We start from the raw sequence: 23,855 nt of genomic DNA on the forward strand, positions 1-23,855 counted from the left end.
AAGGGAACAGCGACAATGAAGAGCAGATGGAAGACTTTAAGCATAGCCACGGTGCTTGCCGTGGTCACATTCGGAGCCAGCATCGCCGAAGCCGCCGGTGTGCTTACCATCGGACGCCGCGAGGATTCGACCACGTTCGACCCCATCAAGTCGGCGCAGAATGTCGACAACTGGGTTTTCTCCAACGTCTTCGACGTGCTGATCCGCGTCGACAAGACCGGCACCAAGCTGGAGCCCGGCCTTGCCGAAAGCTGGACCGTGTCCGATGATGGTCTGACCTACACGTTCAAGATCCGCGACGCGAAATTCTCCGACGGCTCGCCGATCACCGCTGGAGACGCGGCCTTCAGCTTGCTGCGCATTCGCGACAATGAAGGCTCGCTGTGGAGCGACAGCTACAAGATCGTCGAAACGGCGGAAGCCGCCGACGACCGCACGCTCGTCGTCAAGCTGAAGACGCCGTCTGCGCCGTTCCTGTCGACACTGGCGCTGCCGAACGTTTCAGTGCTGTCGAAGAAGGCCCTGGAAGCCGAAGGCGAGGAAGCTTTCGCCGAAAAGCCCACCGCATCGTCCGGCGCCTTTATCGTCAAGGAATGGCGCCGCGGCGACCGCGTCATCCTCGAAAAGAACCCGAATTTCTGGCAGGCGGACCGGGTGAAGCTCGACGGCGTCGAGTGGATCTCGGTGCCGGACGACAACACCCGCATGCTGAACGTTCAGACCGGTGAACTGGATACGGCGATCTTCGTGCCGTTCTCGCGCGTGGAGGAGCTGAAGAAGGATCCGAACCTTGACGTTCATATCGATACCTCGACCCGCGAAGATCATCTGCTGATCAACCATGAGCACGGCGCGCTGGCGAAAAAGGAAGTTCGTCAGGCACTGGATATGGCAATCGACAAGAAGGCGATCGTCGATACCGTGACCTTCGGCCTTGGCGAAGTCGCCAACTCCTATATCCCGAAAGGGTCGCTCTATCATTACGATGCCAACTACCAGTATCCGTATGACCCGGAAAAGGCGAAGGCAATGCTGGCCGAGGCCGGCGCATCCGATCTGTCGCTGAACTATATCGTCAATGCCGGCAACGAGGTTGACGAGCAGATCGCCGTTCTCCTGCAGCAGCAGCTTCAGAAGGCTGGCGTCACGGTCAATCTGCAGAAGGTGGATCCGAGCCAGAGCTGGGACATGCTGGTGGCCGGCGACTACGATATCTCGGTAATGTACTGGACCAACGACATTCTCGATCCGGACCAGAAGACCACCTTCGTTCTCGGTCACGACACCAACATGAACTACATGACCCGCTACAAGAACGACAAGGTCAAGGACATGGTGGCCGCCGCCCGGCTTGAGCTCGATCCTGTCAAGCGCGAGGCGATGTATGTCGATATCCAGAAAATGGCCAAGGACGACGTCCACTGGATCGACCTCTACTACAGCCCCTATATCAACGTATCGCGCAAGAACATCGCGAACTTCGACCAGAACCCGCTCGGCCGGTTCTTCCTCGAAGACACCGTCAAGAACTGAGGCCCTCAAAGCTTGCCATCCGCTGCCTTGACGGCGGATGGCATTGTCTGTCAGCCGACCGGGCCATAGTCTCCGTGCTCGACATCCCGCATGAGGCCCGTCAGGAGACAATGATGTGCTGCCCGGCGAGTGCGTGTTCGATAAAAACTGGAGCGTCAGTCTGGTGATCCGCAATGAAGCATGAACCTGCGAGGTTTCGCGTGAAAACAGGCGTGTGGTTTTGTGTGCTCACCGCTTGCCTGGCCTCGCTGCCGGTCGCCGCGCGCGCGGAGTGGCAAGCCGTCGAGAAGGTGCAGCCCTATTCGATAGTCGGCAGCACAGGTGCGGAGCTTTATGCGTCGATCGGCGAACGGGGCCCAAAGGTCGGGAATGCCGGCCGGGCGATCGCATTTACCAATTTCAAGCTGACCTGGACCAGGAAATACGAGCCGCAAGGCGGTGCCTGCGTCCTCGTCTCGGCGCGCCCGAAGCTGACGATTACCTATACGCTGCCGAAACCTGCCGAAAAATTGCCGGCCGCCACCGCGAAGCAGTGGGAAATCTTCCTGGCGGGTGTGCACAAACACGAACTGGTGCACGGCGAGCAGATCAAGGACATGGTCAGGAAGATCGAGGCCGTGTCCGTGGGCCTGACCGTTTCCGGCGATCCGAAGTGCCAGAAGATCAGGACGGAATTGACGACGCGTCTGGGGGAACTCTCTCGTGCGCAGCGGCAGCAGAGCCGTGATTTCGACCGCGCCGAGCTCAGCAATGGCGGCAACATCCACCAGCTCGTCCTCGCATTGATCAATGGCGGATAGAAGACGCTGACGGACCAGGTCTCCGATAGTCGATGAAACATCGCTGCCGTGCAGTCATTCGGGGGGGCGGCACTGTTTTCGGCGGACATGCCAAGCGGACCGTACGGCAGCTGAAGCCGTAAATAGATGCTTGAGGATGCTCGTTCCTCATGGTTGTGACGGGTCGGAATTTTGGTTTGCAACCTTTGCCTAGCTGCCACGCGGAAATGGCTTCCATGAAAATGAATTTCATAAAAGTAGGAATTCCGCGAATTTCGGTTGACGGGTTTGAAAATCTGCCTCAATCTGAGAAAATAAATTACGACAATAAACGGGGAATAGCAGAAGAATGAAAGTGGGCATCATCGGGCTCGGATTCCGTCTTGGCTATCTGGGCTATGTTTTCAAGGCCATGGATGAAAGCTTCGAGATCGCGGGTTACGTCGATCCGAACCCGGCCGGTTTGCCTGGTCTTTTGGAAAAGGGCGTTTCCGCCGGCACTGCCTATGCGACGCCGGAAGAACTGATCGCCAACGAGAAGCTCGATCTTCTGATGATCGGTTCGCCCAATCACATGCATCTCGATCATATCCGCATCGGGCTGGAATCCGGCCTGAAGGTCTTCAGCGAAAAGCCTGTCGTCACGACTGTCGAAGAGAGCATTGAGCTTGCCCGGTTGATGGCGAAATACGGGCATGAACGGCTGATGGTCGGCCTCGTGCTGCGTTATGCGCCGATGTATCGCGACCTGCGCGCCGCACAGGCTGCCGGAACGCTGGGGCAGATCGTCTCGATCGAAGCGTCAGAGCATATCGAGCCCTATCACGGCGCCTTCTTCATGCGCGACTGGCGCCGCTACGAGCGTTATTCCGGCAGCTTCATGCTGGAAAAATGCTGCCATGACCTTGATCTCTACAATGGTATCGTCGGCGCACGGCCGGAGCGGGTCGCAAGCTTCGGCGGCCGCAAGAGCTTCATTCCGGCCAACGATCCGGCCCGCGAAGGCATCAATGACCTCGAACTGTTCCACCGCAAGCCGAGCGGCTGGATGGGCTCCGACAAGGTTTTCGACAGCGACGGCGACATCATCGATTATCAGGTGGCGATCGTCGAATATGCCAACGGCGTCGGCATGAACTTCCACACCAATCTCAACGTGCCGGACCAGTTCCGACGTTTCTGCATCATGGGTTCGCGCGGTATGGCCGAGGGCGATTTCATCCGCGGCTATTTCGATGTGCACGAAATGCTAAGCGGAAAAAAGGTCGTCGAGAACAAATACGCAGCGACGGAACTGTCGCAGCATTACGGCGCCGACGAACAGATGGCGACCGACATCATCGGCCATGTCCGCGACGGCCGCGCGCTGCCCGTTTCGACGCTCGATGCGCTTGAAGCCGGTATCCTGGCGCTGTCCATGGATGAAGCGCGACGCAAGCGCAGCGTCGTCGATCTGCGGCCCGTCTGGGACCGCTTCGACGAAGCCCTCCATTCCCGCGCAGCGTGAGGAGGGGCTGGAGATGAACGTTCAACGCAGCACTCTCATCTTCGCCTGGATCCTTCTGCTGCCGGCCGTTCTCTATGTGACGGTGATTGTGGCCTATCCGCTGGTGGACACGTTCATCCTGTCGTTCACCGACGCCTCGCTGAAGAAGACGACGAACTGGGTCGGCTGGGTCAATTACGGCAAGATTTTCAATGCGACCTTCGCCGAGGTCATCCTGCGCACCTTCGTCTGGACCTTCTTCTCGGTGTCAATCAAGATGATCATCGGCACGTTCGGTGCCTCGATGCTCAATGCCGCCGTGCCCGGCCGGGCGCTCTTCCGCGTCCTGACCATGCCGCCATGGATCGTGCCGATGGCGATCGGTATCTTCATGTGGGGCTGGATGTACAACGGTCAGTTCGGCATGATCTCCGGTGTCCTGCAGCGCGTTGGTCTGGCGGATGGGCCGATCGCCTTTCTTGCGCAGGGCTCGACGGCCTTCTGGGCGACCGTCATTACCGACGTCTGGATCGGCGTGCCGATGGTCACGCTCTATATGCTCGCGGCGATGCAGTCGATTCCGCAGGATCTCTATGAAGCCGCCTGGACCGATGGCGCCGGCCGCTTCTATCGTTTCCGCCGCATTACCCTGCCGCTGCTTGTCCCTTCGATGATTACAATGTCGATGCTGTCGCTGATCTCGACCTTCAACTCCTTTGACATCATCTGGATTCTCACCCGCGGCGGCCCAAGCGGCGAGACCACGACGATGATCATCGACACGTATCGCACGGCGATCGGGTCGAACAAGTACGGGGAGGGGGCTGCCCGCGCCGTGCTGATCTGCATCTTCCTGTCGATCTTCTGCGTCTGCTATTTCCGCCTGACCAGCCGTCTTTCTTCCGGAGACAAGCGATGAGAGCGCCTTCCCTGCTGATCAACCGCTATACGTGGTACGAACTCATCGGCATCTATGCCGGTATCCTGGTGTTTCTCACCTTCGTGCTGGCGCCCTTCGTCGAAGGGTTCCTCGTCTCGCTCAAGCCGCTCAGCCAGCTCTTTTCCTCGCCCTACCGCTTCATTCCCGTCAACGGCTCCTTCGAAGCCTACCGGACGATGTGGGTGAGCGTTCCGGGCTTTGCACGCTACATCTTCAATTCCTTCTTCATCTCGACCATCGTCACCGCCGTCGTCCTGATCCTGGTGGTCCCTGCGGCCTACGCGTTTGCCCGCTTCGAGTTCAAGGGATCGAGCCAGTTGCTGGGGGCCTTCCTCGCGGTCAACATGTTTTCGGGCGCGGTGCTGCTCATTCCGCTGTTCCGGCTCATGCGCTCCTTCGGCTTGCTGAATACTTATTTCGCCATCATCGTACCTGGCGTCGCTTTCCTGATCCCTTCCGCCATCTGGCTTTTGCGCACCTATATGATGCGCATCCCAAAGGAACTCGACGAGGCTGCCTTCGTGGATGGCGCAAGCCATTTCTACACCCTGCGCCGCGTGATCCTGCCTATCGCCATGCCGGGCATCACGGTGGTTGCGATTACCACCTTCATCGGCTCCTACGCCCAACAATTCATCTTCGCGCTGACCTTTAATTCCAAGACGGAATATGCGCCGCTGCCGGTCGGTCTCTTTGCCTATTTCGGCCGGCAGGAGGTCATCTGGAACGAGCTTATGGCCGCGAGCTTCGTCGGCATCGCGCCGGCCATGATCGTGATCTTCTTCCTTCAACGCTATCTCGTCAGCGGGCTGACCGCGGGCGCGGTGAAACAATAAACCAAACCACCAGAGAAAAAATGGGAGCTTAAACGTGACAATTCAATTCAAGACTGGGCTATTTGCCCTCGCCTTGCTCGGCTCTACCGCACTCGGCGCGATGACCGCACAGGCCGCTGACCAGGAAATCAGCTGGATCTATTGCGGCGACAAGATCGACCCGATCCATGAAAAATACATCAAGGAATGGGAAGGCAAGAACGCTGGCTGGAAGATCGCGCCCGAGGTTGTCGGGTGGGAACAATGCCAGGACAAGGCGACGACGCTTGCCGCTGCCGGCACGCCGGTCGGCATGGCCTATGTCGGCTCGCGCACGCTGAAGGAATTCGCGCAGAACGATCTGATCATCCCGGTCCCGATGACCGATGACGAAAAGAAGGCCTACTATCCGAACATCGTCGATACGGTAACCTTCGAAGGCAACCAGTGGGGTGTACCGATCGCCTTCTCGACCAAGGCTCTCTACTGGAACAAGGACCTGTTCAAGGCCGCCGGCCTCGACCCGGAAACCCCGCCGAAGACCTGGGCTGAGGAAATCGCAGACGCCAAGGCCATCAAGGAAAAGACCGGCATTGCCGGTTATGGCCTGCCCGCCAAGACCTTCGACAACACGATGCACCAGTTCATGCATTGGGTTTATACCAACAATGGCAAGGTGATCGATGGCGACAAGATCGTCATGGACAGCCCCGAAGTGCTGGCAGCACTGCAGGCTTACAAGGACATCACGCCCTATTCCGTCGAAGGTGCCACCGCCTACGAACAGAACGAAATCCGTGCGATTTTCCTCGACGGCAAGGTCGGCATGATCCAGGCCGGCTCGGGTGCAGCCGCGCGGCTGAAGGACACCAAGATCAACTGGGGGGTCGCACCCCTGCCGCTTGGTCCGTCCGCCAAGGGTGAAGGCACGCTTCTGATCACCGACAGTCTGGCGATATTCAAGGGAACCGGCGTCGAGGAGAAGGCGGCTGAATTCGCCAAATACATCACCTCGACCGATATCCAGCACGAGTATGAACTGCAGGGCGGCGCCGGTCTGACCCCCTTGCGTCCTGGTGCCAAGGTCGATGAATTCGTCAAGGCCGATCCGTCCTGGAAGCCGTTCATCGACGGTATCGCCTTTGGCGGCCCGGAACCGCTCTTTACCGACTACAAGGGCTTCCAGAACGCGATCATCGAGATGGTCCAGTCGGTCGTGACCGGCAAGGCAGAACCGGCTGACGCGCTGAAGAAGGCTGCTGCCGACATCGAACAGTACAAATAAGATCATCGGACCGCGAGCTTTCAAGGCTCGCGGTCCATACCTTTCTGCTACGAACGGGCCGCTTCTCGCCGGCGGCCGGAGACACATTCTTGGGACAGCTCAATCTCAACAAGGTTCAGAAATTCTACGGCACGTTCGAGGTGCTGAAAGGCATCGAGCTCGAGGTCAGAGAAGGTGAGTTCGTCGTTTTCGTCGGACCGTCCGGCTGCGGCAAGTCGACATTGCTGCGGATGATCGCCGGTCTCGACGAAACCAGTTCGGGCGATATCATGATCGACGGCAAGCGCGTCAACGACCTGCCGCCGGTCAAGCGCGGGATCGCCATGGTGTTCCAGTCCTACGCGCTCTATCCGCATATGTCGGTGTTCGAGAATATCGCCTTCCCGCTGCGCGTCGAAAAGATGCCGGAGGAAAAACTGAAGGCGAAGGTCGAGAACGCCGCCCGCATCCTGCACCTTGACCAGCGGCTGCAGCAGAAGCCGGGATTGCTGTCCGGCGGTCAGCGCCAGCGTGTGGCCATCGGCCGGGCGATCGTGCGCGAGCCGAAGATTTTCCTGTTCGATGAACCGCTTTCCAACCTCGACGCGGCGCTTCGGGCCGATATGCGCATCGAACTGGCGAAGCTGCACAAGCAATTGAAGGCCACGATGATCTACGTCACCCACGACCAGGTCGAGGCGATGACGATGGCGGACCGGATCGTCGTCCTCAATGCAGGTGAAATTTCCCAGACCGGAGCGCCGCTCGAGCTCTACCACAAACCGGCCAACATGTTCGTCGCGGGCTTCATCGGCAATCCGAGGATGAACATGCTGCCCGTCGTCTGCAAGGCCGTCGGTGATGCCGGTGTCGCGGTCGAATACAAGGGACAGGCGGTGACGATCCCCGTTGCCGGCCGTTCCGATCTCGTCGGACAGCCGTTGACACTCGGCATTCGTCCGGAACACATCCAGATCGGCAGCGCCGACCTTTCGATGACGGTGGTGCCATCGGTGATCGAACGGCTCGGCGCCCAGACGGTCGCCTATGCCTCGCTCGATGGTGAAAGCGAGAATTTCTGCGCGATGCTGCCCGGCAGCGCGGCGATCCGGACGGATGAAACGGTTCCGATCGGCATTGGCGCTGCCGACTGCCACCTCTTTGACACTGCGGGCCTTGCGCTGGAGCGTCGGGTGGAATTGACCGATGTCGACATGGGTCTTTTGAAGGCCGGCGCTGTCTGAGATATGCCCCGTCCCGGGCTTGCGGGCGCGGAAACCGAGCTTTGCACGTCAAGGCTCGGCCTGGTGGCTAACGTTTAACTCTGTCGCCGGTCAGCCGCGGCCCGCCCCATGCGTCTCCATCGGCGGCACCTGGATATGATCGGGCTCGAGGCCCTGTGTCGCCCGATCCACCATCATCGTATAGGCCGTTTCAAGATGGCGGGTGAAGCGCCGCGTGTCGAAGAGAGGTGCAGTCCGGCGATTGGCATTCAGCTTTTCCTTCAAGGTTCGGACCCTGTCCGGTGATTGGGCGAGCGAGACGCACAGATCCACGTAACCCTGCGGATCGGATGCCACGAGTTCCTCCAGATCGATTGCCCGCAGCAGGCTTTCGCTGACGCGCGAGGCGAAATGGCTGCCCTTGAATGTCGGGACCGGCAGACCGGCCCAAAGCTTGTCCGACGTCGTCGTATGGCCATTGCAGGGAAAGGTGTCCAGGCCGATATCGGCGGCCTGCAGGCGGGCGATATGGTCCGCATAGCCGGCGGGATCGGCGAAGATGATACGATCGGGGCCGATCCCCGCATTTTCCATCCACTGTGCGAAATTCTCACGGGCAAACCGGTCGGGGCACATCATCCAGAGTACGCTTTCTTCGGCCCTGAGCAGGATATCCGCCCAGAGCTGCGCCGTCGCCGGCGATATTTTCTTCGTGGCGTTGAAGGAGGCGAAGACGGTGCGGTCTTCAGGGAGGCCGAGTTCCCGTCGTGAGGTGGCAGGTGGAAGCGGCCTGTAGGTATCGTCATTGGGCTGGTAGGTGTCCGGGAGAATGCAGAACTTCTCGTGGTAGAAGGGCCGGCTGCTTTCGGGGGTGACGATCGCGTCGCCAATGATGTAGTCGCAATCGATGCCGGTCCCGGATCCGGGATAACCGCAATAGGCTGCCTGAATCGGCGCAGCACCCAGATTGATCAAGCCGAGCCGGGCACCCTTGGTATGGCCCTTCAGGTCAACGAGAACGTCGATACCGCTTTGACGGATGAGGGTTGCGGCGTCCCGATCGGACAGGTGGCCAAGCTGGATCACGTTTGGATACTTCGCCCGCATCCCCCGGTCTTTTTTGATTGTCTCTTCGTCGGTATGGCAGAACAGGGTCACATCGAACTTTTGCCGGTCATGCTGGAGAAGCACGCCCTGAAACAGGCGCATCGTCGGATGCTGATCGCCGAAATCCCCCGAGAGGTAACCGACGCGGATTTTTTGCTGGAAGGCATGCGGAACGGCGCGGCGCGCGGCCCTCGTTTGCTGCGTAAATGCGGTCGCGTTGTGAATCTTGGTTTGGCGAGCGTTGATGCTTTCGTCGGCACACCAGAGAATATTGTTATGCGGAAATTCGAAGTCGAAATAGCGGGCATCCCCCGCCTTCAACCGGTCGAGAACCCGCTGGTCGTCCATCAGCCTTTCGTCCAGACAGAGAAACTCGTGCAGATAACGGCGATAACTCTCTTCCGCGTGAGCATCGAAAGCGGCCGACTTCGCGGCGATGCGCGCGCTGTTCAAGGCCGCGCGTGACTCATTGGCTTCCTTCAGCATATTCGCCGCCAGGGTCCGCAGCATCGCCTGCTTCGGCCCGCCCATGTCTGCGGCTCTCGTGTAGAAGTCGGCGGCGCTCGCGTACTGATTTGTCTTTGCGTAGCATTGTGCCGCAATCAGCAGGACATCCATGCCAAGGGACTGCGGTTTTCGAAGCAGCGGCGACAGTGCTTCCAGCGCATCGTTGTATTTCTGGGCCTTGTAGCTTTGGAGCGCCCTTGGCAGAGGTGCCGACATCTTTTATCCCGTCAAAATCTGGTATGCCCATCAATAGCGAAGGCAACTGGCGCAAAACTGGCGGCGGTTTTGCGGGAGATCAGGACGCGCAAGCCTGGGGCAGTCGTCGCATTCTATATGCGAGGTTTCAGCAACACCTTGGATTGCCGACGATGACCCAGCTTTCTATCTCCATGCCGAGCAATCGCAATCTGCAAAACGCGCGCGCGGCGATCGAGACCGCCTTGATCTATGCGGAAAAGGCCGATTGCCGCCTGATCGTTTCCGACAACTCCGGTGATGCCGCCAAGAGAGCGTATTTCGAGAACCGTTCCGACCGCCTCACCTACGTTGTTCCGGAAGGTGACGATCCGGCTGTCAATATGTTGAACGCGCTTTCGCATGTGGAAACACCGTTCGTCATGCCGATGGGCGATGACGACGAGATCTACCTGCTTGATGGCATTCAGCGCATCAGCCTGGTCGACCTCCCGAAAGACACCATTGGCATTCGTCCGCGAAGCTATGCATGGTCGGCAACGCAAGGCGTGCAGCAAGTGGATCGTTTCACGCTCACGGCTGACGACGCCGGCACGCGCGTGCTCGAATACAATGCCAAGGCGAGGGGAAACAACAGCACCTACTACAGCAGCTATCGTACCGATGTCTTCCGGGGTTTGGCGACGCTTTTTCAGAAAGCTCATCCGACGCGCGGCGGCTATTGCGACTGGGCTCTTTCCTTCGCCTTTGCCGCCGCCGGAAAGTTCGCCTACGATCCGGCGACGATCTATCGCTACGACCTTGGGAGCTGGACGGGGAGAGAGGGCGTGGAGGCGTCAAAGGCGCGGTTATTCAGGCAGGCAGGTTTGCCCGAAGAGGCCGAGAAATTCTCCCCGCTCCTGCGTTTCGTCGATACGCATGTTTTCCTGATGTGGGCCGGCCTGCGACTTTCCGAACAGGAGCGCCAGGGCGCCCAGATGTCGAACGCGCGCCTTGCCTTGGGCACCTTTATCAAGGATGTGGGCGAGACACCGCACAACTATGGTGAGGAAGTTGTCTATCTGACCAAACTGATCCAGGAGACACCGGATGTTGCTTCCGCCTTCCAGATCGCCCTGCTCGTCCTCGACCGCCTGCTTCCAGGCCTTTCGGCTCGCTACGTGGATTTCTACAATTCATCCATCAATGCAGCGGCCTAGATAAAGTCGAGCGCCTCACGCCGCTCCCCGTTCCGTACCGTGCGGGTTCTCCACCATAGGCCAGATATCGCGCGGCGCCCGGCGGTAGGCCGTACGGGCCGGATTGTTCGGATAGGGCGTGCCGGCGGAGCAATAGAGAATTTCCGAGGCGATCGGCGCGAAGGACGCGTAGAAGTGATTGGTCGACTTGATCACCAATATCTTCTTCGATGTCGGGTCGATGCCCATCACGGAGAACAGGCTAGGGTCGAAACTCTGCGCGCGGGTCGAGTTCAGGATGATGTCGATGCCTTGGAGACGGATATGCGCGGCGTCGCCAAAAGGCGCGTAGCTTTCTCCGAAGCGCATTTCGGCATTGCGGACCAGCTTGACGATCTGAACGATGCCGTCGATCGGGTTGCCGGTTCCAGGCCCCGATTTTGCGCCGAAGCGCAGCCCGATTTCGGCGCCTTCGCCGGCCGCCATGCAGATCTGCACGGCCATCGGATCCCAGATCGTGCCGACCGCGGTATCCTTTGCGCCCCGGGCCAGCAGCTCCGCGAGCAGCACCGTCGCATCGCCTGCCGTGCCACCGCCGGGATTGTCCCAGACGTCGGCGATCACCACCGGTCCACTGGTCGCTGCAAGCGCACGGGAGACGGCCTCCTGCTCATCGATCTGCGGCATGATGAATGTGCCGCGCTTGGCGAAGAGCTCAAGCCCGAGTTCGCGCGCGAGAACGGCGCCTTTTCCCGGCTTCCCGTCGGTGAGAACGACCATTTTCGTCCCCATCTCCGGCACGTCGCCCGCCATGAAGCCATGGACCACGGAAATGGAGAGAATGTCCGGGTCTTCCGCTTCCATCCGCATGATCTTGTCGACGAAAGAGCGCATCGGATCGCGTGAGGTGGGGTAGACGTCGATCATCCGGCAATCGAAAACGGACATCACCGGCTTGATCCGGCCGGCGAGCGTGTCGAGCGCAATGCGCCAGAGGTCCTCGGCGCGGTCGACGAAGTCGGTATGCGGGAATTCCTTGAAATAGACGAAGAAGTCCGCCGCTGCCAGGCGTTTGGCCGTCAGATGGCTATGCGGGTCGAGTTCGGCGCAAACGAGAATGTCGGGGCCGACGATGTCGCGGACGCGGGCAAGAAAATCGCCCTCGGTATCTTCGTAGCCATCGGCAACCATGGCGCCATGAAGACCAAGCACGACGGCGTCCACCGGAAGCGCTGCGTGCAGCTGGTCCAGAATCTCGTCGCGCAGGCCTTCATAGGTCAGGCGATTGACGAGGCCGGCCGGATCCGCCCAGGCGGCGGTCCCTTCGATCAGGGTGAAGCCATGCTCAGCCGCCAGCCGCCGGCCGACCGTGATCGGCGCGGAACACAGGGTCGGCGTTTCCGGGTGCTCGCCCGGCGGTGCGTAGAGCGAGGCCTCGAAGGCGCGGCGATCGACGCAGATCGGGGAAAACGTATTCGTTTCGGTCGCCAGAGCGGCGGTGAAGATGCGCAATGCCGTTGCCTTTTGCTTGCCCGCTCAGGCCTCGCCCATCGGATTGGGCAGATAGCCGGTGAAGCCGCATATTTTCCATTGCCCCTCATGCAGGCGGCAATAATAGAGTGTCTGCCACTTGAGGAGATCGACGCTGCCATCCGACTTTTTCAGGCTGCCGTCAAACTTCTTGCGGGCAAGCGCCATGTCACCTTCGATCTCGATATCTTCGAGCGTCGTCGTCGTGAAAATGGCGTTGCGCGGATCCTCGGCGAAGGACTGCTTGGCGAAATCTTCCGCCTGGCGCAGCCACTCGTCGCGATAGGCCGTCAGCGACGGGAAGGCAAGGCGCCATTTGTCGGGGCTCGCCTCGCGTTTGCCATCAATGCCGATGAAGCCGTCTTCGACGAAATCGCCGGCGACCTTGGACCAGTCGGCGGTGAGGAAAGCATCGATGTCGCGCTCGACCAGCATTTGCCAGATTGCGTGGCGGGCTGCGTCGGAAGATGGAAACGGATTGCGGAAAGGATCGCGCACGTTTGCTCCCTGTATTGAAATTCTTTTCATAAATGACGTTTTTCTCTGGTCAAATTCCGCTTTCTATGGTCACTTGTCAACGGATCAAGAAAATAATTTGCAAAGACGAGACAATGTCCATCAAACGTTACGGAGCCGAACAGGTCGGCGCGGGCGGCAAGCCGCTTCCGTTTGCCCGCGCGGTAGAGGCGAACGGCTGGCTGCATGTATCCGGCCAGGTTGCCATGGAAAACGGCGAAATCATCGAAGGGGGGATCATTCCCCAGACGCATAGAACGATCGGCAATCTGCTGGCGATTCTCAGGGAAGCCGACTACGGCGTCGAGCATATCGTCCGCGTTGGCGTCTGGCTTGATGATCCGCGCGACTTCTGGACTTTCAACAAGATCTATCAGGATTATTTCGGCCAGCATCCGCCGGCGCGCGCCTGCGTGCAGGCGTCGATGATGGTCGATTGCAAGGTTGAGATCGATTGCATCGCCTATAAGGGAAAAGACGCGTAGCGCGCAAAACGCTGCCGGGAACGGGGTGGACATCGAGTGAGAATCGTGTGCCGGATCGCAGCATTGCAGCGGTTTCAGGAGGCCTCCTCAAGGCAGCCTGCCGATCTCGTTAAAGGTGTTCTCTGATGGATATTTTCTCCACGCTTCAGGAAGAAAAGGCGAAGCTTTCGCAGGCCGAAAGCCGCATCGCCGAAATCCTGCTGACCGATTTCGAATTCGCCGTGAATGCCTCGATCATCGAGCTTGCCGGCAAGGCCGATGTGTCGCCGCCAACCGTCACGCGCTTTTGCCGGCGGCTCGGCTGCGATAGCTTTTCCGACTTCAAGGTGCAACTTGCGCGCACCGCCTATGTCGGCATGCGTTATTTGAAGCCGGAGCCGAAGAGCCGGGAACCGGCCGACGTGGCGCAGGACATCATCTCGAAGGCGCAGAACGCGCTCTTCATGCTGCATCGCAGCCTTGACCTCGCAGCGATCGAGCAGGCTACCGAAAAGCTCGCAGGAGCGGAGATGATCTATGCGTTCGGTTCCGGCGGCAATTCCTCGATGATCGCCAGCGAGTTGCAGAACCGTCTCTTTCGTCTGGGGCTGCGCATCACCGCAAGCTCCGACCACAGCATGCAGTTGATGATGGCGGCTGCCGCCAGGCCCGGCGACGTCGTGATCGGCTCCTCGTTTTCCGGCCGCAATGCCGAACTGGTGCGGTCCTTCACACTTGCGCGCGACCATAAGGTGACGACCATTGCGCTGACGCAGAGCGGTAGCCCGGTCGCGCGCGCGGCCGATATCACCGTGGCGGTCGATCTGCCTGAAGGCAGCAATATCTACCGCCCGACTTCGACGCGCATCGCCTATCTCGCACTCGTCGATATTCTCGCCAGCCTCGTCGCCTATCACATCCAGCCGCAGGCGGCGGTAACGCTGCGCCGCATCAAACAGCAGCTTGTCGCCCACCGCGACGGCGACGACCGCCAGCTTCTGGGAGATTGACGCGGGCATGACCAGAAAGGAACCGGCATGACATCATCTGTTGCGATCGTAACGGGGGCCGCAGGCGAGATCGGTCGCGCCATCGCCCGCCGTCTGGCAGAAGACCACGATATCGTGCTGATGCCGGATCTTGATGGCGCGGCTGTTGAAAAGGCCGCGGTGAGCCTCGGCAATCCCGGCAAGTTTATTGCTCTCGCCTGCGATATTACCGATCCGGCAAACGTTGCCGACATGGCGGCACGAGCGGCGGCACTTGGCGTGGTTCGCACCCTCGTCAACAATGCCGGGGCTGCACGCGCCGTCAGCCTGCAGGAGACGACGCCGGAAATCTGGCGGATGGACAGCATTCTCAATCTGGAGGCGGCCTTCCTCTGCTTCCGCGCGGTCGAGGATGCTCTGAAGCAGACCAAGGGCTCGGTGGTCAACATCGCATCGGTCAACGGTACCAACGTTTTCGGCCACCCGGCCTATAGCGCCGCCAAGGCCGGCCTGCTGCATCTGACGAAACTGATCGCGGTGGAGTATGGAAAATTCGGCATCCGCGCCAATGCCGTCTCACCGGGGACGGTGCGCACCCAGGCGTGGGAAGACCGCGCGGCCGCCAATCCGAATGTGTTCGAGGACGCCCGGCGCTGGTATCCGCTGCAACGGATCGCCAATCCGGAGGATGTGGCCAATGCCGTCGGCTTCCTCGCCAGCCCGCTGGCAGCCGCCATCACTGGCGCCTGCCTGCCGGTCGATTGCGGCCTGACGGCCGGTCAGGCGGAACTTGCCCGCACCTTCTCCCAATCCGACGACTACTAGAAATAAAAGGAACAGACATGCAATCGGCATCTTATCGTCTGGAAAGCACGTGGCAACCGGACGGCGGCCCGCATGGCCGCTTCACCTTCGCGCTGTTCAACCTGTCGGACGCGCCGATCGAGGGTTTCACCATTGTCTATACGTCGCTGACGCGGGTTATCGACCGGGAGGCCTGTGAAAACGCGGTCTTCGTCAAGCGGGACGCCAATTATCACGAATTTGCTCCGCCCGCGGGTTTCTCGCTCGTGCCCGGTGCGACCTGGACCTTCACCGTCAGTGGCCTGCACCGCAAGGCCGTGCATTGCACCGACGGTGCGAAATCCGCCTATCTGACACTCTCCGATGGCCGCCATCTGCCGGTTGCGGTCTCGGACCTCCTGCTTGAGGGCCGGGTCAGCGGACCACCGCCGGCGCTTTTGCCGGAGGGCAAACTCGATCTGCCGTTTGCGCTGCAGCCGTGGCCTCGGCAGATCAATGCGGAACCCGGCGACGGTTTCCCGGTCTGCCTCTATCCGGCCTCCGGCGCGTCGATGGAGGATCTCAGGGCGATCGACACGGTGATTGCGCTCTTCCGCCGGCTGTTTGAAGCCGACCATGCACCGCTCAGCCTGATGCCGAACAGCCAGGGCAGGGTGCTGCACCTGAAGCAGGATGCGACACTGGCGCCGGAAGCCTATGCGCTGTCCTTTTCGGCGGATGATGTCCGCCTGAGCTTCGGTGGCACTGCCGGCCGTCAATACGGACTAACGGCGCTCGCGCAACTGCTGAACGGTGCCCGCCGCGCGCCCGAGAAATTCCGGTTTCCGGTCGGGGGCACGATCTCCGACGCGCCGCGCTATAGCTGGCGGGGCTGCCATCTGGACGTTTCCCGGCAATTCTACCCGGTCGCCGATGTTGTCCGGCTGGTCGATATCCTTGCCTGGTTCAAGCTCAACATCTTCCACTGGCACCTGACCGATGACGAGGCCTGGCGGCTGGAGATCAAGGCCTATCCTGAACTGACCACGGTCGGCGTTCTTCGAAGCCCCGACGGTCCGCTTCTGCCGCAGCTCGGCAACGGCGCTGACCCGGTTGGCGGCTTCTATACCCAGGATGATGTTCGTGCGATCGTCGGGCACGCATCGGCGCTGAATGTCGAAATCGTGCCGGAGATCGATATTCCCGGCCACAACGCGGCCACGCTCGTGGCGCTGCGGGATCTTTCGGACGGCCAGGAGGCACCGGAGAGCTATCACTCCGTTCAGGGCTATGCCAACAACGCGCTCAATCCGGCCGTGCCGTTCACCTACGCGTTTCTGGAAAAGGTCCTCGATGAAATGGTCGCGCTTTTTCCGTCCTCCTATATCCATATCGGCGGCGATGAGGTCGCAGACGGATCCTGGCTTGCCTCGCCGATGGCCCGCAAGTTGATGGAGCAGGAAGGCATCTCCGGGACGTTCGGGCTGCAGTCCTATTTCCTGAAGCAGATAAAGGCGATGCTGACCACGCGCGGCAAGAAGCTTGCGGGCTGGAACGAGGTTGCCCATGGCGGCGGCGTCGATACCGATGGCACGTTGCTGATGGCCTGGCAGAGCCCTGAAGTCGGTATCGAGCTTGCGCGCGAAGGTTACGAGGTGGTGATGACGCCGGGCCAGGCCTACTATCTGGACATGGTTCAGGGAGAGGAATGGCAGGAACCCGGCGCGAGCTGGGCCGGCACCGTGCCGCCCGCCCATACCTATGCTTACGAGGCCGAGGGTGATTTTCCGGAGGAATTGAAGCATCGGCTGAAGGGCGTGCAGGCCTGCATCTGGTCCGAGCATTTCCTGTCGCGCGGCTATTTCAACCGCCTGGTCTTCCCGCGCCTGCCGGCCATTGCCGAGGCGGCCTGGACGCCCAAGAGTGAAAAGAACTGGCTGCGCTTTGCGGCAATCGTCGGCCTCAGCCCGAAACTGTGAGGAAAATCATGCGCATTGCCGTCGGCGGAATTCATACAGAATGCAGCACCTATTCGCCCGTCATGATGGCGGTCGAGGATTTTCGCGTGCTTCGCGATGCCGATCTTCTCGGGGCCGACTATTTCAGCTTCCTCGATGCGGACGGGATCGAACACGTGCCCTTGCTCCATGCCCGCGCCGTGCCGGGCGGCCCGGTGTCACGCCAGGCCTATGGGACGTTCAAGGCAGAGTTCCTTGAAAAGCTGAAGGCGGCTTTGCCGATCGACGGTCTTTATCTGGCCATGCATGGCGCGGTCAATGTCGAAGGCATGGACGATGCCGAGGGCGACTGGATCTCTGCCGCCCGCGCCGTCGTCGGGCCGGATTGCCCGGTTGCTGCGAGCTACGACCTGCACGGCAATGTCAGCCAGAGGATCATCGATCAGCTCGATATTTTCGCAGCCTATCGAACGGCGCCGCACATCGATGTGCGCGAGACCATGGTGCGGGCCTGGTCGATGCTGGTCGAGACGCTGCGGACCGGCACTCGTCCGGGCGTCGCCTGGGCCAAGGTGCCGATCCTGCTGCCCGGCGAATGCACCTCGACGGAGGATGAACCGGCGAAATCGATCTATCTCGGTCTGCCGGCCTTCGACGCGCGGCCGGGCATCCTCGATGCCAACCTGATGATCGGCTATGTCTGGGCTGACGAGCCGCGGGCCACGGCCTGCGCCGTCGTCACCGGCTCGGACAAGGCCGCCGCGCGGGAAGCGGCCGAGGCGATCGCGCTGCAATATTGGAATGCGCGCGAAAACTTCGGTTTTGGCCCGGTCACGGGGCTGCTGGAAGAGATGCTCGATATCGCCGAGAAAGCGACCACGTCCCCGGTCATTTTGGCCGATTCCGCCGACAATCCGACCGGTGGCGGCGTCGGCGACCGCGCCGATGTGCTGCGTGCGCTCCTTGCCCGCGACTGGCAGGGGGCTCTGCTGGCTGGCATCACCGACCCGCCCGCCGTCGAAGCCTGTTTTGCTGCCGGAGAGGGCGCATCGGTTAAGCTTCGCATCGGCGGCAGCCTCGATCCGGCAAGCACCGCTGCGGATGTCACGGCAGTCGTCCTGCGCCTTGATGATCCGAGTGCTGCGGCCGACCGTCAGGCCGTCATCCGCACTGGCGGAATCGAGATCGTGCTCGCTGCCCGCCGCCGCCCTTACCACAATATCGAAGACTTCCGGCGGTTGGGTCTCGATCCGAAGGCCGTCCGGCTGCTGGTAGTAAAATCGGGTTATCTGTCGCCGGAGCTGGCGCCGATCGCCAATCCGAACCTGATGGCGCTGACCGACGGCGTCGTCAATCAGGATATCGCCAATCTTGCGAGCAACCGCAGGACAAGACCGGCCTATCCTTTCGATCGCGATTTCGACTATACGCCGCAAGCGAAGCTGTCGGCGCGCTGGCAGGAGTGACCGGTCTGGCGTTCAGCATCTGCAATCCCCGTCCGGCACTTCCGGACGGCATTTGATCTCCCTTCCGGTGCCCTGTCATGACGTCCACGCTGTTGATCGCCTTCCGCCACCCCGTGGTTCGGCTGAGTATGATCGCGATCTTTCTGTTCGGCTTCACGGGCGCTGCGACATCGCCCTATCAATCGGTGATCGGCATCACCGAGCTGGGCCTGAGTGACGGCTTTTATTCGATCCTGATTTTTGCCGCCGCCGCCGTCAACGTGATCGTCAGTCTCTGGGTCGGCGTTCTCGCCGACCGCATCGGCAATTACCGGATATTGCTGATGACCGTCATGACATTCGGGATTTTCGGATATGGCCTGGTCTATGCCGTGCCGGTACCGGCCAGCTTCGTCTTCTGCACGCTGATCATGCTGCCGGTCTACAATTCGATGACATCGCTTTTGTTTGCCAATGTCCGCGCCATTGCCAATGCCGAGGGCGGACGTGATGCGGCGGCGATCAATTCCGGCGTGCGTGCCGCAATTTCGGTCGCCTGGGTGCTGGTGCCCGGCCTCGTAGCACTGGTACTCGTCGGACGCGGCAGCATGCTGCCGGCCTATCTGCTCGCCTGCCTCGGCTGTATCGTCAATCTGGCGCTGGTCTTCTTCAAGTTGCCGGCCGCCGAGGGGCCGCCTCCGGCAAAAAGCCATCGCCATTCCTATCTCGCGTCTTTCGCCGAAGTTCTTTCACCACGTGTGTTCGCCCGACTGATGGCCGTTTCGCTGATTACCTCGACGCTGCATGTCAACGCAGCGGTGCAGCCGCTGATCATAACGGGGGCTGCCGGCGGCACGGTCACCGATATCGGCCTCGTCGTCGGCATCGTCGCGTTTCTCGAAGTCGTGTTCATCTTCCTATGGGCACGTATCCAGCTCCACATGCACCCGGTGACGGCGCTTGCAGCCGGTGCGGCGCTTTACGCGGTCTACCTCGCTTTGCTGGGTTTTTCCTCCGCGCCCTGGCATATCTATGCGCTGACTCCGCTCAGCGCTTTTGCCGCCGCGGCACTGATCAGCATTCCGATAACCTATATCCAGGACCTCATCGCCGACCGCCCCGGTCTTGGCAGTTCGCTCATCTCGGTCAACCTGTTTTTGAGCGGCGGGCTTAGCGCCGTCCTGTTCGCGCTCGGGACTCGTTTCAGCGACTATTCGGGCACGTCACTGCTCGGCGCGCTTGCGGGCATACTGGGTTTTGCCGTGTTGCTCTATCTCGACGGGGGTGGGGCAAGACGGAAGCACCTGCAGTAACCGCATGCCGATCTCTCAAAATGTCGGCGGCGTGCAGGCGCTGATGATTTCGCACGCCACGGGGCCGACACAACGGAATCGGTGGGGGCGGCGGCTTTCGAAATAATAGGCATCGCCGGGTCCAAGGATTCGGCGCTCATCATCGACGGTGACTTCGAGCCGCCCGGACAGGACGATCCCGCCTTCTTCCCCATCGTGAACGAGCGGCACTTTGCCTGTATCGGCACCGGGTTGATAACATTCCTTGAGAATCTGGAGACTCCGGCCAAACAGGCTGTCGCCGATCTGCCGGTAGGAAATCGGTCCCTTGCCGATTTCGACCAGTTCGTCTGCCTGATAGAAGGCCTTCTTCGGGCGCTCCGGCTCGAATGCGAAAAACTCCGCAAGCCCGATGGGGATGCCGTCAAGGATGCGCTTCAGCGCGCCGACAGATGGATTGGAAGAATTGGACTCGATCAGCGAGATCGTCGAATTCGTCACGCCCGCCCGCTTGGCCAGCTCCCGTTGCGACAGGTTGTTGAGGATGCGCAGATGGCGCAATCGGTTTCCGATATCGACCGACATGGATTGTCCCGTTTCGCATGTTCGAAATATCGAAACTATTAAAGATCATGCCATGCTTTTTCAATGCCTTGTGGATCATAAGAAAAGGACTTGTTTAGCCATATGAAATCATGGCGTCATCGCGGCTTCACAGGAGGTCGTCATGAACCAGCACAGCAGACAGAACACCCCGGTACTCGACAGCTACTGGATGCCGTTTACCGCCAATCGGCAATTCAAGGCGGCACCGCGCCTGCTGGCCTCGGCCGAGGGCATGCATTATACGAGTGTCGACGGGCGCAGGATCCTCGACGGAACGGCAGGCCTCTGGTGTGTCAATGCCGGTCACGGCCGCCGCCAGATCGCCGCCGCGGTCGAGCGCCAGTTGACCACGCTGGATTTCGCCCCCTCCTTCCAGATGGGGCATCCGATCGCCTTCGATTTCGCCGAGCGGCTGGCGGAGATCGCGCCGGGCGGTCCGGACGGAAAACTCGACCGCGTCTTCTTCACTGGCTCCGGTTCGGAATCCGTCGATACGGCCCTCAAGATCGCCGTCGCCTACCAGCGCTCAATCGGGCAGGGTACGCGCACACGGCTGATCGGCCGGGAGCGCGGCTATCACGGCGTCGGCTTCGGCGGCATTTCGGTTGGTGGTCTCGTCAACAACCGCCGGGTCTTTCCGCAGCTTCCCGGCACGGACCATCTGCGCCATACTCATGATCCCGCCAAGAATGCGTTCGTGAAGGGGCAGCCGGAGCATGGTGCCGAACTCGCCGACGACCTCGAAAGGCTGGTTGCCTTGCATGGTGCCGAAACCATCGCGGCCTGCATCGTCGAACCCGTCGCCGGCTCGACCGGTGTGCTCATTCCGCCGAAAGGCTATCTTGAGCGGCTGCGCAAGATCTGCACCGCCCATGGCATCCTGTTGATTTTCGACGAGGTCATCACCGGCTTCGGTCGCCTCGGCGCCTCATTCGCCACCGACTATTTCGGCGTGACGCCCGATCTGGTGACCACGGCAAAGGGGCTCACCAACGGCGCGATCCCGATGGGAGCGGTGTTTGCCAGCCGCAAGGTGCATGATGCGTTGATGCACGGGCCGGAAGGTCAGATCGAACTTTTCCACGGCTACACCTATTCCGGTCACCCGGCAGCCTGTGCGGCCGGCATCGCGACGCTCGATATCTACCGCGACGAAGGCTTGCTGACGCGGGCGGCGGACCTGCAGGATGACTGGCACGAGGCGATGCATTCCCTCAAGGGGCTTCCCAATGTCAGCGATATCCGGACGATCGGGCTCATCGCCGGTATCGAACTCACGCCACGCGATGGCGCTCCCGGCGCGCGCGCCTACGACGTCTTCGTCGATTGTTTCGAGCGCGGCCTTCTCATTCGTGTGACCGGCGACATTATCGCCTTCTCGCCGCCGCTGATCGCGGAGAAATCCCATATCGACGACATTGTCTCGATCCTGGGCGATGCTTTGAAGCGGGCGCGGTAGCCAGAATTTCCCCTAGGTGCCCGGATCCTTTTCCGGGCACCTTCCCCGATTGCTCGCCGGTTCCTCCACTTCCGCTATCCCTACCAGGCATCACGTTCAGGTCTCTGTCAGCTTCGGCTGCGTTTTGTGAGCGAATGCGAGAGCACTCAGGGAAAGCGAATGATGAACAAGGCACTGAACATCGTCCTCCAGACGGAACGCAAGGACACAGTCTTCAGCCAGGACGAACCGCCTGTCGGAGATTTTTCCTTCAATGCAAAGGTCGCCGACGTCTTCGACGACATGGTCAGCCGCTCGGTGCCGCATTACGAAGAAATGCAGCGTATGGTCTGCGAACTGGCGCAGGATTTCGCCAAGCCCAATACCAGCCTCTATGATATCGGCTGCTCGACCGCGACGACGCTTCTGACACTCGACCCGATCCTCGATCCCAGCGTCAGGTTCGTTGGCGTCGACAACGCGCCCGACATGCTGGAAAAAGCACGCGAGAAGATCGCCCAGACCGGCACGCAACGGCTGATAGAGTTGCAGACCGCCGATTTGCACAAAGGCTTCTACATGGAGAATGCCAGCGTCGTCACGATGCTGCTCACCTTGCAGTTCATCCGCCCACTCTATCGCGAGCGGATGATGAAGACGATCTATTCGGGCCTCAACGATCAGGGTTGCCTGCTGCTGATCGAAAAATTGACGAGTGAGGACACCACGTTCAACCGCCTGTTCATTCAGCATTACTACGATTTCAAGCGCCGTAACGGCTATTCGGAGATCGAGATTTCCAAGAAACGCGAAGCGCTGGAAAATGTCCTTATTCCCTATCGCCTTGAAGAGAACGTCCTGCTTCTCAAGGAAACAGGGTTCCGGCATGTCGAGATATTTTTCCGCTGGTACAATTTCTGCGGAATCATCGCTGTCAAATAATCGAGAAAAAAATGAAATCCTTGATGATATCCATCGGAAACTTCCTATTCCGGTATCGAAACCAGGTCTTCCCGCTGATCATCGTTGCGCTGTTTCTTTCCGCACCCCCCGCGACAGAAATATTTGGCAGCACAACGCTTGAATATGCGGTTGAGATCGCCGCTTGGTTCATTGTCTTTTTGGGCCTCCTGTTCCGTGCGACAGTGATCGGATATGCCTATATCCAGCGTGGTGGTCTGAATAAAAAGGTCTACGCCAAGAATCTCGTCACCGAAGGCATGTTCAGCATCTGCCGCAATCCGCTATACGTCGGAAATGTGCTGATCTATTCAGCCCTCTTCATCATTCATGGCGAACCGGTCGTGATGGTCACCGGCATCCTGCTGTTCTGCTTCATGTATCAATGCATCGTCTATGCGGAAGAAGCATTTCTCGAAGACAAGTTCGGCGAAGGATACAAGGCCTATTGCGCCGATGTCCCGCGCTGGATCCCACGCTTCGGCAAATTCTCACAAGCCACGGACGGTATGGCCTTCAATGGCAAGCGCGTCATCGCCAAGGATTACTCCACTGCATCCGCGACGCTGATCACCTTGCTGCTGGCGAAGATTTACGAGCATGCGGCGGCAGCCGGTCCGACCAACGTTCGGTATCTGTCTATTCTCGTCGCGCTGATCGCTCTCACGGGCGTCGCCACCGCGCTTGTCAGCGGGCTCAAGAAACGCGGTGTTTTCAGCGAGAGCAAGTTGGCTTGAAGCGGCGAGGCTCGGCAGCCCCATAGCCGGGGACAGTTGACCCAAAACGGGGATCGCTTATCGCCGCGTTAACGGCCTCCAACGGTTTACCGCAATCAATCGCGATCCTT

At 60.2% G+C, this 23,855-nt stretch carries 21 protein-coding genes; 17 read left to right on the plus strand and 4 right to left on the minus strand.

Features of this window, described 5'->3' with window-relative positions; all coding sequences use genetic code 11:
* Nucleotides 1-15: 15 nt before the first annotated feature.
* The 7 genes from J2Z75_RS17645 to J2Z75_RS17675 all read left to right on the plus strand — a co-directional run bounded on the left by J2Z75_RS17645 (nt 16) and on the right by J2Z75_RS17675 (nt 8,061).
* Entirely contained in the window at nt 16-1,533 is a 1,518-nt protein-coding gene (locus J2Z75_RS17645; RefSeq protein ID WP_209854067.1) for an ABC transporter substrate-binding protein, read from the plus strand.
* Between the two features lie 173 nt (nt 1,534-1,706).
* A complete protein-coding gene (locus J2Z75_RS17650; RefSeq protein WP_209854068.1) occupies nt 1,707-2,333 on the plus strand; it encodes a DUF922 domain-containing Zn-dependent protease in 627 nt (208 codons plus the stop codon).
* A gap of 328 nt (nt 2,334-2,661) precedes the next feature.
* Nucleotides 2,662-3,819, plus strand: a complete 1,158-nt coding sequence (locus J2Z75_RS17655; RefSeq protein WP_209854069.1) for a Gfo/Idh/MocA family protein — start codon at nt 2,662-2,664, stop codon at nt 3,817-3,819.
* Nucleotides 3,820-3,832: 13 nt separating this feature from the next.
* Complete coding sequence (locus J2Z75_RS17660; protein ID WP_209854070.1) at nt 3,833-4,717, plus strand: carbohydrate ABC transporter permease; 885 nt, start codon at nt 3,833-3,835, stop codon at nt 4,715-4,717.
* The gene (locus J2Z75_RS17665) at nt 4,714-5,574 is read left to right on the plus strand and encodes a carbohydrate ABC transporter permease (protein ID WP_209854071.1); all 861 of its coding nucleotides are present in this window, start codon (nt 4,714-4,716) and stop codon (nt 5,572-5,574) included. Before J2Z75_RS17660 ends, J2Z75_RS17665 begins: the two co-directional genes overlap by 4 nt.
* 34 nt (nt 5,575-5,608) lie before the next feature.
* Nucleotides 5,609-6,838, plus strand: a complete 1,230-nt coding sequence (locus J2Z75_RS17670; protein WP_209854072.1) for an ABC transporter substrate-binding protein — start codon at nt 5,609-5,611, stop codon at nt 6,836-6,838.
* Nucleotides 6,839-6,927: 89 nt separating this feature from the next.
* Nucleotides 6,928-8,061, plus strand: a complete 1,134-nt coding sequence (locus J2Z75_RS17675) for an ABC transporter ATP-binding protein (protein WP_209854073.1) — start codon at nt 6,928-6,930, stop codon at nt 8,059-8,061.
* Between the two features lie 90 nt (nt 8,062-8,151).
* On the opposite strand, the gene J2Z75_RS17680 is transcribed toward J2Z75_RS17675, so the two are convergent.
* Nucleotides 8,152-9,870: an O-linked N-acetylglucosamine transferase, SPINDLY family protein gene (locus J2Z75_RS17680; protein WP_209854074.1), complete on the minus strand. Its 1,719-nt coding sequence runs from the start codon at nt 9,868-9,870 to the stop codon at nt 8,152-8,154.
* Between J2Z75_RS17680 and J2Z75_RS17685 the strand changes: the two genes are divergently transcribed.
* Nucleotides 9,852-11,048 carry a glycosyltransferase family protein gene (locus tag J2Z75_RS17685; RefSeq protein WP_209854075.1) on the plus strand — a complete coding sequence of 399 codons (1,197 nt, stop codon included), beginning with the start codon at nt 9,852-9,854 and terminating at the stop codon, nt 11,046-11,048. The two genes, J2Z75_RS17680 and J2Z75_RS17685, sit on opposite strands and share 19 nt — an antisense overlap.
* A gap of 15 nt (nt 11,049-11,063) precedes the next feature.
* On the opposite strand, the gene J2Z75_RS17690 is transcribed toward J2Z75_RS17685, so the two are convergent.
* Together J2Z75_RS17690 and J2Z75_RS17695 are read right to left on the minus strand one after the other, a co-directional pair.
* Nucleotides 11,064-12,539: a M81 family metallopeptidase gene (locus J2Z75_RS17690; protein ID WP_209854076.1), complete on the minus strand. Its 1,476-nt coding sequence runs from the start codon at nt 12,537-12,539 to the stop codon at nt 11,064-11,066.
* Nucleotides 12,540-12,563: 24 nt separating this feature from the next.
* A complete protein-coding gene (locus J2Z75_RS17695) occupies nt 12,564-13,055 on the minus strand; it encodes a hypothetical protein (RefSeq protein ID WP_209854077.1) in 492 nt (163 codons plus the stop codon).
* A 113-nt stretch (nt 13,056-13,168) separates the two neighbouring features.
* On the opposite strand from J2Z75_RS17695, the gene J2Z75_RS17700 reads away from it, so the two are divergent.
* The 6 genes from J2Z75_RS17700 to J2Z75_RS17725 all read left to right on the plus strand — a co-directional run bounded on the left by J2Z75_RS17700 (nt 13,169) and on the right by J2Z75_RS17725 (nt 20,025).
* Nucleotides 13,169-13,558: a RidA family protein gene (locus tag J2Z75_RS17700; RefSeq protein WP_209854078.1), complete on the plus strand. Its 390-nt coding sequence runs from the start codon at nt 13,169-13,171 to the stop codon at nt 13,556-13,558.
* A 125-nt stretch (nt 13,559-13,683) separates the two neighbouring features.
* A complete protein-coding gene (locus J2Z75_RS17705) occupies nt 13,684-14,547 on the plus strand; it encodes a MurR/RpiR family transcriptional regulator (protein ID WP_209854079.1) in 864 nt (287 codons plus the stop codon).
* A gap of 27 nt (nt 14,548-14,574) precedes the next feature.
* Nucleotides 14,575-15,351 (plus strand): SDR family oxidoreductase, encoded by a 777-nt coding sequence (locus J2Z75_RS17710; protein ID WP_209854080.1) that lies wholly within the window; start codon nt 14,575-14,577, stop codon nt 15,349-15,351.
* 17 nt (nt 15,352-15,368) lie between these two features.
* Complete coding sequence (locus J2Z75_RS17715) at nt 15,369-17,288, plus strand: beta-N-acetylhexosaminidase (protein WP_209854081.1); 1,920 nt, start codon at nt 15,369-15,371, stop codon at nt 17,286-17,288.
* Nucleotides 17,289-17,296: 8 nt separating this feature from the next.
* A complete protein-coding gene (locus J2Z75_RS17720) occupies nt 17,297-18,733 on the plus strand; it encodes a M81 family metallopeptidase (RefSeq protein ID WP_209854082.1) in 1,437 nt (478 codons plus the stop codon).
* A 77-nt stretch (nt 18,734-18,810) separates the two neighbouring features.
* Nucleotides 18,811-20,025, plus strand: coding sequence for an MFS transporter (locus J2Z75_RS17725; protein WP_209854083.1), 1,215 nt, complete (start codon nt 18,811-18,813; stop codon nt 20,023-20,025).
* Nucleotides 20,026-20,040: 15 nt separating this feature from the next.
* On the opposite strand, the gene J2Z75_RS17730 is transcribed toward J2Z75_RS17725, so the two are convergent.
* On the minus strand, nt 20,041-20,589 hold the full coding sequence (locus tag J2Z75_RS17730; RefSeq protein ID WP_209854084.1) for a cupin domain-containing protein: 549 nt from the start codon (nt 20,587-20,589) through the stop codon (nt 20,041-20,043).
* A 142-nt stretch (nt 20,590-20,731) separates the two neighbouring features.
* Between J2Z75_RS17730 and J2Z75_RS17735 the strand changes: the two genes are divergently transcribed.
* The 3 genes from J2Z75_RS17735 to J2Z75_RS17745 all read left to right on the plus strand — a co-directional run bounded on the left by J2Z75_RS17735 (nt 20,732) and on the right by J2Z75_RS17745 (nt 23,745).
* Nucleotides 20,732-22,069 carry an aspartate aminotransferase family protein gene (locus tag J2Z75_RS17735; protein ID WP_209854085.1) on the plus strand — a complete coding sequence of 446 codons (1,338 nt, stop codon included), beginning with the start codon at nt 20,732-20,734 and terminating at the stop codon, nt 22,067-22,069.
* A 162-nt stretch (nt 22,070-22,231) separates the two neighbouring features.
* The gene (gene cmoA / locus J2Z75_RS17740; protein ID WP_234937405.1) at nt 22,232-22,990 is read left to right on the plus strand and encodes a carboxy-S-adenosyl-L-methionine synthase CmoA; all 759 of its coding nucleotides are present in this window, start codon (nt 22,232-22,234) and stop codon (nt 22,988-22,990) included.
* 23 nt (nt 22,991-23,013) lie between these two features.
* Entirely contained in the window at nt 23,014-23,745 is a 732-nt protein-coding gene (locus J2Z75_RS17745; RefSeq protein ID WP_234937406.1) for a methyltransferase family protein, read from the plus strand.
* The last annotated feature ends 110 nt before the right edge of the window (nt 23,746-23,855 follow it).

Origin of the sequence: Rhizobium herbae (genome assembly GCF_017873135.1) — a bacterium.
Classification (GTDB): domain Bacteria; phylum Pseudomonadota; class Alphaproteobacteria; order Rhizobiales; family Rhizobiaceae; genus Pararhizobium; species Pararhizobium herbae.

Excerpts from the sequence above, each read along its gene's own strand:
- J2Z75_RS17700 (WP_209854078.1), top strand. The coding sequence starts at position 13,169 with ATGTCCATCAAACGTTACGGAGCCGAACAGGTCGGCGCGGGCGGCAAG.
- J2Z75_RS17680 (WP_209854074.1), bottom strand. The coding sequence starts at position 9,870 with ATGTCGGCACCTCTGCCAAGGGCGCTCCAAAGCTACAAGGCCCAGAAA.
- cmoA (WP_234937405.1), top strand. The coding sequence starts at position 22,232 with ATGAACAAGGCACTGAACATCGTCCTCCAGACGGAACGCAAGGACACA.
- J2Z75_RS17730 (WP_209854084.1), bottom strand. The coding sequence starts at position 20,589 with ATGTCGGTCGATATCGGAAACCGATTGCGCCATCTGCGCATCCTCAAC.
- J2Z75_RS17705 (WP_209854079.1), top strand. The coding sequence starts at position 13,684 with ATGGATATTTTCTCCACGCTTCAGGAAGAAAAGGCGAAGCTTTCGCAG.
- J2Z75_RS17725 (WP_209854083.1), top strand. The coding sequence starts at position 18,811 with ATGACGTCCACGCTGTTGATCGCCTTCCGCCACCCCGTGGTTCGGCTG.
- J2Z75_RS17710 (WP_209854080.1), top strand. The coding sequence starts at position 14,575 with ATGACATCATCTGTTGCGATCGTAACGGGGGCCGCAGGCGAGATCGGT.
- J2Z75_RS17650 (WP_209854068.1), top strand. The coding sequence starts at position 1,707 with ATGAAGCATGAACCTGCGAGGTTTCGCGTGAAAACAGGCGTGTGGTTT.
- J2Z75_RS17735 (WP_209854085.1), top strand. The coding sequence starts at position 20,732 with ATGAACCAGCACAGCAGACAGAACACCCCGGTACTCGACAGCTACTGG.
- J2Z75_RS17665 (WP_209854071.1), top strand. The coding sequence starts at position 4,714 with ATGAGAGCGCCTTCCCTGCTGATCAACCGCTATACGTGGTACGAACTC.
- J2Z75_RS17655 (WP_209854069.1), top strand. The coding sequence starts at position 2,662 with ATGAAAGTGGGCATCATCGGGCTCGGATTCCGTCTTGGCTATCTGGGC.
- J2Z75_RS17645 (WP_209854067.1), top strand. The coding sequence starts at position 16 with ATGAAGAGCAGATGGAAGACTTTAAGCATAGCCACGGTGCTTGCCGTG.
- J2Z75_RS17745 (WP_234937406.1), top strand. The coding sequence starts at position 23,014 with ATGATATCCATCGGAAACTTCCTATTCCGGTATCGAAACCAGGTCTTC.
- J2Z75_RS17660 (WP_209854070.1), top strand. The coding sequence starts at position 3,833 with ATGAACGTTCAACGCAGCACTCTCATCTTCGCCTGGATCCTTCTGCTG.
- J2Z75_RS17715 (WP_209854081.1), top strand. The coding sequence starts at position 15,369 with ATGCAATCGGCATCTTATCGTCTGGAAAGCACGTGGCAACCGGACGGC.
- J2Z75_RS17720 (WP_209854082.1), top strand. The coding sequence starts at position 17,297 with ATGCGCATTGCCGTCGGCGGAATTCATACAGAATGCAGCACCTATTCG.